Annotated in this window: 9 protein-coding genes and 2 tRNA genes; 2 read left to right on the forward strand and 9 right to left on the reverse strand. The window is 43.6% G+C overall.

From position 1 onward, the window contains the following. Positions 1-33: 33 nt before the first annotated feature. The 5 genes from QZZ55_RS19390 to QZZ55_RS19410 form a co-directional block, all read right to left on the reverse strand. A tRNA-Cys gene (locus QZZ55_RS19390) sits at positions 34-107 on the reverse strand. A 20-nt stretch (positions 108-127) separates the two neighbouring features. Beyond that, positions 128-203, reverse strand: a tRNA-Gly gene (locus tag QZZ55_RS19395). Between the two features lie 88 nt (positions 204-291). Next, entirely contained in the window at positions 292-840 is a 549-nt protein-coding gene (gene pgsA, locus QZZ55_RS19400; protein ID WP_293269071.1) for a CDP-diacylglycerol--glycerol-3-phosphate 3-phosphatidyltransferase, read from the reverse strand. A 32-nt stretch (positions 841-872) separates the two neighbouring features. Then, positions 873-2756, reverse strand: coding sequence for an excinuclease ABC subunit UvrC (uvrC, locus tag QZZ55_RS19405; protein ID WP_293269072.1), 1884 nt, complete (start codon positions 2754-2756; stop codon positions 873-875). Between the two features lie 27 nt (positions 2757-2783). Beyond that, a complete protein-coding gene (locus QZZ55_RS19410; RefSeq protein ID WP_293269073.1) occupies positions 2784-3086 on the reverse strand; it encodes an excinuclease ABC subunit C in 303 nt (100 codons plus the stop codon). Positions 3087-3182: 96 nt separating this feature from the next. On the opposite strand from QZZ55_RS19410, the gene QZZ55_RS19415 reads away from it, so the two are divergent. Further along, positions 3183-4097, forward strand: coding sequence for a DUF1853 family protein (locus QZZ55_RS19415; protein WP_293269074.1), 915 nt, complete (start codon positions 3183-3185; stop codon positions 4095-4097). An 8-nt stretch (positions 4098-4105) separates the two neighbouring features. On the opposite strand, the gene QZZ55_RS19420 is transcribed toward QZZ55_RS19415, so the two are convergent. The 3 genes from QZZ55_RS19420 to QZZ55_RS19430 all read right to left on the reverse strand — a co-directional run bounded on the left by QZZ55_RS19420 (position 4106) and on the right by QZZ55_RS19430 (position 5843). After that, a complete protein-coding gene (locus QZZ55_RS19420) occupies positions 4106-4600 on the reverse strand; it encodes a substrate binding domain-containing protein (protein ID WP_293269079.1) in 495 nt (164 codons plus the stop codon). A gap of 166 nt (positions 4601-4766) precedes the next feature. Beyond that, positions 4767-4919 carry a hypothetical protein gene (locus tag QZZ55_RS19425; RefSeq protein ID WP_293269075.1) on the reverse strand — a complete coding sequence of 51 codons (153 nt, stop codon included), beginning with the start codon at positions 4917-4919 and terminating at the stop codon, positions 4767-4769. Between the two features lie 54 nt (positions 4920-4973). After that, positions 4974-5843, reverse strand: coding sequence for an NAD(P)-dependent oxidoreductase (locus QZZ55_RS19430; protein ID WP_293269076.1), 870 nt, complete (start codon positions 5841-5843; stop codon positions 4974-4976). 406 nt (positions 5844-6249) lie between these two features. On the opposite strand from QZZ55_RS19430, the gene QZZ55_RS19435 reads away from it, so the two are divergent. Next, positions 6250-6738 (forward strand): TlpA disulfide reductase family protein, encoded by a 489-nt coding sequence (locus tag QZZ55_RS19435; RefSeq protein ID WP_293269077.1) that lies wholly within the window; start codon positions 6250-6252, stop codon positions 6736-6738. A 45-nt stretch (positions 6739-6783) separates the two neighbouring features. Here QZZ55_RS19435 and QZZ55_RS19440 read toward each other — a convergent pair. After that, the coding region (locus tag QZZ55_RS19440; protein ID WP_293269078.1) for a calcium-binding protein at positions 6784-9425 on the reverse strand (2642 nt) is incomplete at its 5' end.

The following is a 9425-nucleotide window of genomic DNA, read 5'->3' on the forward strand; positions in this document are numbered from 1 at the left end:
CATAAAAAAAGCCACCTAAGTGACTGATTTTAATGGAGGCGCGAGTCGGAATCGAACCGGCGTTAACGGAGTTGCAGTCCGCTGCATGACCACTCTGCCATCGCGCCATCACATACTGTATTAAACTTGGAGCGGGAAACGAGATTCGAACTCGCGACCCCGACCTTGGCAAGGTCGTGCTCTACCAACTGAGCTATTCCCGCCCTGTACAACAGTGGGGCGTATTATAGAGAGATCTGAGGTGGTGTCAACCTTGTTGTGCATTTCTTTTTTTGCTTAAAGATTAACCACTTACAGTTCTTCTGTTAAATCCGGCCACGCCGCCTTTATATAAAGAATCATCGACCATAACGTTAGTAAAGCCGCCGCATATAATGCGGCCACCCCCGCCCACGACATTGTGGAAAACGGCTCAAAAGAAATTAAAGCGAAGATAGATACCATTTGCAGTGCTGTCTTTATTTTACCAATGTTAGACACCGCAACACTGGCTCTTTTTCCTAGTTCAGCCATCCACTCTCTAAGAGCCGAGATGACTATTTCGCGCCCGATAATGATCATCGCTGGGATAGTCATCCAGGGTTGCGCAAACGTTTCGACCAGTAACACAAGAGCAAGAGAAACCATTAACTTATCGGCTACTGGGTCAAGAAACGCCCCCAGTGCTGATGATTGATCCCATTTGCGTGCTAAATAGCCGTCTAACCAATCGGTTACTGCTGCGATTGCAAAGATAGCACCTGCGGCCATTGGGGCCCAGGTGTAGGGTAAATAATAGCAAAGCACTAATACAGGTATCAGGCCAATTCGTAGCAATGTAAGTAAATTTGGTATGTTCATCGATAACAGCATATATGCTGACAACTCCGAGATCAGGCTTCTGGATGCAACGCTGCGTAAATCTCATCGGCTAGCGCTGGGCTTATGGTAGTGACTTTTGCGATTTCTTCAACACTGGCACGTTCAATTGCTGCAATTCCGCCAAAATGTTTGAGTAATTCACGTCTTCTCTTCGGGCCTACGCCAGAAATACCTTCTAGTTTTGATTGATTACGTGCTTTTCCGCGTCGTGCTCTGTGCCCAGTAATGGCAAAGCGATGCGCCTCATCACGTATATGCTGAATCAAATGAAGCGCGGCTGAATCAGAGGCTAGCACAACCTCCTGATTTGTTTCGGCCATAATCAGTGTTTCAAAACCTGCTTTTCGGCTGGTTCCTTTTGCTACCCCAATAATCTGCACTTCGGTAATTTGCAATTCTTCTAGCACTTTTATCGCTTGCGTGACCTGCCCTTTGCCCCCATCAATTAATAGTATATCGGGTAACACGCCCTCTCCTTTTTTGATACGCGTATAGCGGCGCATCAGCGCTTGATGCATAGCAGCATAGTCATCTCCACCGGTTATGCCTTCAATATTGAATGTTCGGTAGTCTTTTTTTAGTGGGCCGTTGCGATCAAAAACAACACATGAAGCGACAGTAGCCTCACCCGAACTATGTGATATATCAAAGCACTCCAATCGTTTAGGCACTTCTTCTAGTGCAAATACTTCTTGCAAGGCCATAAAACGTTTATAGATATTCTGCTTGCTTGCTAGATGGCTACCCAGATGCTGTTCTGCATTGGTTAATGCTAGTTTTTTCCACCCTGCACGCTCACCTTTTACCCGTGAGCTTAAACTAATTTTTTTACCACGCTGTTCTGTTAGCGCTTCTTCAATACAATCTTGATCTTCTAAGTCATGTGTGAAAATAATTTGGTCCGGAATCTCCCTAGCACTGCCGATATACCATTGTGCAATAAAAGCCGACAGCACCATTGATTCGCTATCTTCAATCGACACTTTAGGATGCAGTGCTTTACTACCGACAATCCGGCCGCCACGTACAAACAAAACATGCACACAAACACCACCGGGCTGTATAGCACAACCAATCACATCGGCATCACCACTATCACCAAACACATACTGCTGCTCTTGAATAAGCTGAAGGCTGCTAATCTGATCTCGATAGACAACCGCCCGCTCAAAATCTAACCCTGCAGCCGCGGCCTCCATCTGTATAGCCAACTCTTTCATGATGGCGTGGCTCTTACCTTCAAGAAACATAGATGCATGGCGAATATCTTCTGCATAAGCTTGTGCTGATACGGCTTCAACACACGGTGCACTGCAGCGCTTAATTTGGTACTGCAAACAAGGGCGTGAACGATTACGGAAAAAGGCATCATCACATGAGCGGATACGGAAAATCTTTTGCAGTATATTAAGGCTATCATTGACGGCGGCCCTACTTGGGAAAGGCCCAAAATATCGACCTTTTTTTCGCTTTGTACCACGATGAAAAGTAAGTACCGGATAATCTTCTTTTTCAGAAACAAAGATATACGGATAACTCTTATCATCTCTTAGCAGGATATTGTAGGGTGGCCGATACTCTTTAATCAGGCTCTGCTCTAGCAACAGCGCTTCTGTCTCGCTATTGGTAACCGTTATTTCTATGTTGGCTATGTGACTTACGAGCGCTTTAGTTTTTACCGTAAGCCCCGTGGTACGAAAATAACTACTCACACGCTTTTTGAGATTTTTTGCTTTACCGATGTAAAGTAAATCCCCCACCGCATTATGCATTTGGTAAACACCTGGCCGAGGCGTTAACCGCGCCAAAAATGCCTTACTATCAAATACGGGAGTGTCTTCATCACTCGAAGGATCAGCTTCTTGAGTGGATGTCTCAGGTATGGCTTCAGGCATAAAATTTACTATTACACATAGAGGTTATTAATCGTTATTTACAGCTCTTGATGCCTTGGTTGCGTCCATATGAATGTGTGTTGCTTCACGGTGAACCTCTTCAAGACGCACACGGGTGTCATCAGATATACCAGCACCACGTGATAAAGACACCTCAAGAAACGCACTTATTTCTGCATAAAAATATAAGCGCGCATCGAAGTTACGGGCGCGTTTAAGTTTACATAAAGCGATTTGCGCACCGTTCATTAATACGGTATTTATATTGGTATCTGATAGCAGCGGAAAGCGCCTTTGTGCTCTCTGCTCTGTATTTGTCATTTCACTCATTTACTTACCTACTGGCAGCCATTGATTATCACTTTTTGATGAGGCATCCATAGTAATATACTTTAGGGAAGAACATTACAGATGTGAATCATTAATATGAGTATTGTACCAGTGAAAGACAGGTTAGTTATTGATATTAAGAAAGATCTGGAATGGCTTTTTTTCTCAGAATCTATCGTCAGCGGCTCAACAGATATTGAAATGTTTACACCGAATACGCATCTTCAAAGTATACAAGGTATGCCAACATCACTAACCAGTTATTCACCCCCTCCTACTTACCGTTTAGGACGGCAATTTGAAGATGCTATCGCTTTACTTTTTAAACACAGCAAGGGAGAAAAATTACTTCAAAGGAACCTCGTTATCACAGGAGAAAGTCGTACGTTAGGTGAGTTAGACTGCCTCTATAAAAACTCAAATGGAAGCTGTGTTCATTTAGAGCTCGCGATTAAGTTTTATCTTTATACGGGAGATAAAAACAGCCTAGATAGCTTTATAGGCCCAGGAGGCAAAGATAGGCTGGATAAAAAATGGAAACGTTTAGTTGAACACCAACTCCCCCTAAGCAATACTCCTGCCGCTTTGCAGGCTATCCACCACATGGGATTCGCCTCTCCAAAAATACGTCAGTTACTCTTAACAGGGATATTATTTTATCCTTACCATAACTGGCGTTCGTTCATATGCCCAAACCCACTACTCAACCCACTACATTTACGAGGCTGGTGGCTGTTTCAAAATCAAATTGATAATCTGCAAGATGAACCAGACATTCGCTTTGTAATTTTACCTCGCTGGCACTGGATAGGAGGTACTAAGCATTACGACACGCTCAACCCTTTAACATTTGAACTGATGAAACAACAAGTCCACGCAGATAACAAACCTAAAATGCTGGCGTGTGTACGATGGGATAGAGAAGCTCAATGCTGGCATGAAGCCAGCCGGGGTTTTATTGTACGAGATAACTGGCCTACGCCCTTACAAAAAGAACGCTTTGCACCTTAATGCAAAGGCTAGGCCTGAGGGTTTTCTAACATGAAATCAATTAATGCTCGTAACGCAGGGCTCATCATCCGATTCATGGAATACACCAAAGACACGGGGACTGGATCAATTTCATACGACTGTAAAATGCGAACTAATCGTCCGCTTGCAATGTGCTCTTTCACTAAAAAATCAGGTAGGTAGGCAACACCAAAACCATCTACAGCAAAATCGGCAACGAGCTCGGCATTATTCACTCCTATATCAGAAGACACTGTCACATGCTTTTTACCTCTCTCTGTTTTGTACATCCAGCGAGTCGGTTGGCTTATGCTGTCATCGGTAATACAACGGTGTTCAATCAACTGACCTACACGTATAGCTAAATCAATACCTTCTTCTAATAAATGCACATGTCTATTCACCAACAACCATGATAATTTTACCCTTGGATGTCGCTTTAAGAACTCAGATAAGCGCGGCTGCAAATTGTGCAAGCCATTTTCATGCAGCGGTACAGTGATGCGTAACTGCCGTTATTTCTACGGCAGGGGTAACAGGTAGTGATCACGGGAGCACCTTAGATGTTCCGGATTACGTTTGAGGCTTATATCTTAGATTTTAGGGAGTTGTAGAAAACCATAAATAGACAAGCAGTTATCAACAAATATTGATAACTGCTTACAATGACTACTCAGCGTCGCGTGCAGCTGCTTTCTCAGCATCCTGTACCATTACTTTTTTCAATACACTCACACCAACAAAAACCAATGCTACACAAACAACAATAACGGCTACGCTAGGTGCAAAAGAGATCAAGCTGTACTTATCAACGCCAAACATATAATTATACCTTCAGTCTAATACATAATTAAATTTTGGCGCAATTGTAACAATTTATTGATCTGCATCAAACCGTTTTACTAAACTAGATGTATCCCAGCGCCCACCACCCATACTTTGCACTTCAGCGTAAAACTGATCAACCAAAGCAGTTACCGGTAATTGCGCTCCGTTACGGCGAGCTTCATCTAAGGTGATACCCAGATCTTTACGCATCCAATCAACGGCAAAACCATAATCGAATACATCATCAATCATGGTTTTATGGCGATTAATCATCTGCCAAGAACCCGCAGCACCATGCTGAATCACATCAAATACCTGCTCTCCATCTAGGCCTGCTTGTTTAGCAAAGTGTACCGCCTCAGATAACCCTTGCACTACACCGGCAATACAAATCTGATTAACCATTTTTGCTAACTGGCCACTCCCAGCCTCACCCAACAAACGTATTGATTTTCCATAAGCCTGCATAACAGGCTCAGCTATATCATAGGACGCTTGATCACCACCAACCATCACACTTAAAGCACCATTTTCTGCGCCCGCTTGTCCCCCTGATACTGGCGCATCAAGAAAACCAATGCCTTGGCCAGTAGCCACTTGGCTTAACTCACGCGCAACTTCGGCAGACGCCGTTGTATGGTCAATTAACAAGGTACCCGGTGCCATTTCTGATAAGACACCATCACTACCACGGGTTACTTCACGTAAGTCATTATCATTGCCAACGCACGTAATAACGATCTCAGCGCCCTTAGCAGCTAAGGCAGGCGTAACGGCCAGAGCACCGCCATATGTTTCTACCCACTTTTCAGCTTTTGCTGTTGTGCGGTTATAAACAGTCACCTCATGCCCACTCTTCTGCAGATGCCCCGCCATTGGAGAGCCCATTGTTCCCAGACCGATAAATGCTAATTTCATCTCTTTTCCTTTTATACCTGATGTAACCCATTGTCTTTGTTAAGCTTACATATACCAAAAGTCATTTTTAAGCTAACACAACACGTGCTACCTTCCTACTTCATATGAACATTGCGAGCGCAGGTAATTAGCAACCTCTCTTTGTAAGCATAACGTCAAATACAGCAGCTCGATTTAAAGCATACAAACAGTGTAAGCTGAAAATTATTAGCATTACAGATTCAGCATTATGTAAAAAATCATATACAGTTACCCAATACATAGAACTGTTCTGGTTTTTATCAATAAACCTGTGTTAAAAAACAAACCTTTGAGCCTGAAACACATTAACAGGCACAATTGATTGAACCATTTATGAGTTTAAGCGCTCTATTTGCTTATTAGATTTACTCACTGGAGATTCATCATGGCCCTTCGCCGCTTAATGCTCAGCCTCTTACTACTCATCTCCAGCTACACATACGCCGACGACAGCATGATGTTCAGCAAACTGACCTTTCCTAATCTTGAAGACCGAGAAGTCAACATGGCAGAGTTTCGCGGCAAAGTAGTGCTACTCAATTTTTGGGCAACGTGGTGCCCACCGTGCGTAAAAGAAATGCCATCAATGGAGCTATTACGCCAAAAATACAAAGAGCAGGGTTTTGAAGTTGTCGCCATTAATGCAGGGGAAGAAGCGGAGTCGGTTGAAGCATTCTTATTAGAAAGAGACCTAACCTTTCCTATCTTATTAGATAAACAAGGCGTCTCCTTTATGGCACTGGGTATCAGAGGCTTACCAATGAGCTTTCTATTAAATAAAGAAGGCCGCAGCGTAATGACCTTTATGGGTGGCCGCGAGTGGCTAGATTCTGCTCAAACTAAATTAATTGAAGCAGAATTGGCTAAGGAATAAAAAAGGGGCCTTAGTGAAGGCCCCTACTTACTACATGATAAGTACTTAACTAACTTGCCAACTTTGCGCTAACACAACCTGCAAGCCCTCTTTTGTAGCCTGAGGTATATCATTTCCCGCTCCGCTGGGCGCACCGTAAGCGGCCATCGCAGACACCAACTGATCTATTTGATTATTGAGTAGTACAGAATCACCTGCTTCAATATGGTCAAGTTGATAATCAGCCCCTTCGTACCAGTTACTAATAGTGACTTGGTTATCAGTACCTGCCACATCAACTTGCAGATGATCTCCTGTACGGCTAAACCATAGGTCTTCAGGGTTCACATCTTCAAATCTTGCGATATCAGTATCCGATGATTGGGTATCATAATTTTCGAGCATATCGACTCCAAAGCCTGCATTAAATACATAGGTATCACTACCCTCCCCCCCCGATAAGAAATCATCCCCGGCACCACTAAACAAAGTATTGCCAGCGCTATCCCCTAAAATATCTCGGCTACTTAACGCATCGGTTATCGTTACTGTCTCTATTGGTGCTGTTACACCAAAAGCTCCGTATAACTGTGCAGCCGTTAATTCACCGCCACTTTCAAACTCCAGCTTATCAAGCGTGTTTGCAACGGCAAAAAAGTTTTCAATACGGATCTGATCTCCACCACTACCGATACGTAAAATCAGGTCATCGCCTGAGCTCATCAATCCACTTGCCACATCATTAAAAGTGATTCCATCGATAAAGCGGATAACATTAGCTCCTTGTGTATCGATCATCTTATCTTTACCGCTGTTTAAGCCAATCACGTAAGTGTCGTTGCCCGCACCACCATAGAGCTGATCATCACCCGACAACCCCGATAAAGAATCATCACCAGATCCGGCTAATAATATGTCGTTACCCCCACCAGCAATTAGTGTGTTGTCTTTCCCATTTCCAAAAAACTCTTCACCTGAAAGTACTGTAGCAACAGGAGCCGTTCTACCAAAAGCACCATACAATTGCGTAGCGGTTAATTCTCCACCACTTTCGAATTCCAGCTTTTCAAAAGTATTAGCAACAACAAAGAAGTTTTCGATACGCACTTGGTCGCCATTGCTACCAATGCGTAAAATAAGGTCATCCCCAGAGCTCATCAAACCACTTGCCACATCACTAAAACTCAAGCCATCGACAAAGCGAATGGTATTAACGCCCTCGGTATCAACTATCGTGTCACTGCCACTATTGGCACCAATAATATAAACGTCGCTACCCGCTCCACCCAGCAAGCGATCATTACCGACCATGCCGGATAGCGTATCATCTCCTTTGCCCGCCACTAATACATCATGTGTGGCACCGCCCATTAGAGAATCACTACCGTCGAGATTTGTAGCAAATGAATTACTGTTATTACTACTTGCTGGATCTGTGCCTGTGTCAGCAGAGCCCGTCTCACTAGAAGTCTCTGGTTCCTCTTCAGCAGAACCACCCGAATCACCAGTACTACCTGAAATAATTCCCGCGATCTCATTTGCACTCATCGCATAACCGCCATCTGAAGGCTGCACATAGCTGATCGCATGCTCGCCCCCTAAAAAGTGATTTAACACACTGACTTGCTGGCTTTCATCATTATCCAAGCGAATAACTAGGTCATCTCCTGATTGTGAGAACGACAACCGCTCCCGAGAAATACCACCATTGAACAAAAGCCAATCAGAGCCTCCTCCAACATTATCGATAACATCTACACCATCACCAGCGTTATAGTAATAGTGGTCATTACCAGAGCCACCCAATAGAGTATCGTCTCCATCTTCACCCCTGAGGGTGTCATTTCCCTCACCCCCAACAAGAAGGTCATTTCCGCTGTTACTGCCAGAGCCATTGCCACCGTAAAGCTGGTCATCACCGGAACCGCCATAAAGCTCATCATCGCCGCCAAAGGCGAAAATAACATCGTCTCCAGCGTGCCCATGGATGTGGTCACTTCCGTATTTTCCAACTAACTGCTCACCGGCCTCAGTCCCATTAATCACTGTCTTCATCTTGAATATAATGTTTCCATCAGAGACACCACCATTACCATCAGAAACGGTGTAATTTATAGCCCCATCGTCTAAATCATTACCTGCGATGAAGTTAATAGTATTGCCAGCCTCATTCAAAGAAACATCACCCGAAGAAGACTCTACAGAAATAACCTGCAACGCATCCCCATCAGAATCAGAATCATTAGCCAATATATCTTGGACAGCAATATTAATAGTTTCGCCCGTATTTATACTATATGGAAGAATGTCATCATTCACATGTGGTTTATAATTAGTATCGTCAAGATGATTAATTACATCTTGTGTATTCCAGCTTGTACCATCCATGAAAGTGATACTAAACTCAGAATCAAAAAAGCTACTTATTGCAATTGAGCTACCTTGGTAATTAATAAGTAGATCTTCGCTATTCCGTTTTAAATATAAATCTGCTGGCGCAATATCATCTAAAAACTTTAAAACTTCGTTTGTAAAAGCACTTTCACTAATGCTTATATTTCCATCAGTTTTTCTATACTCATAAACATCATTACCACCACCTCCATTCAAGAAGTCCTCACCTGAGCCTCCATGAAGAGTATCACTCCCTTCTCCACCGAATAAGCGGTCATCGCCAGCTCCTCCCGACAAATAGTCGCTACCTTGCC

Source organism: Neptunomonas sp., assembly GCF_016744175.1.
In the GTDB taxonomy this organism is placed as follows: domain Bacteria; phylum Pseudomonadota; class Gammaproteobacteria; order Pseudomonadales; family Balneatricaceae; genus Neptunomonas.